This window comes from Pseudomonas sp. SIMBA_041 (assembly GCF_046535095.1).
In the GTDB taxonomy this organism is placed as follows: Bacteria; Pseudomonadota; Gammaproteobacteria; order Pseudomonadales; family Pseudomonadaceae; genus Aquipseudomonas; species Aquipseudomonas mucoides.
Window position 1 is genome coordinate 1 of the sequence record NZ_JAWRXJ010000713.1, and the last position, 249, is coordinate 249.

1 protein-coding gene is annotated in these 249 nt (G+C 47.8%); it reads right to left on the bottom strand.

The window, feature by feature from the left end; translation table 11 throughout:
• Positions 1-249, bottom strand: a 249-nt coding sequence (locus tag SB725_RS32955; protein WP_410923667.1) for an FtsW/RodA/SpoVE family cell cycle protein, incomplete at both ends; no start/stop codon positions are given.

Below are 249 nucleotides of genomic sequence, written 5' to 3' on the forward strand. Positions count from 1 at the left end.
CAGCACAAATATGCCACTAGCAGCGACCAGTAGTGATGTACCAAGATCTGGCTCTTTAGCAATTAATAGCACCGGTACAATGATCAATGCCAAGGTAATAGCAATGCTAGACGCTGATGGCGGCAAATCACGTTTAGACAAAAACCAAGCACACATCATTGGCATGCCCAGCTTCATAAACTCTGAAGGCTGCACACTACCGAACCCAGGCAAGTTGATCCAGCGCTGAGCACCCATACGTACTTCACC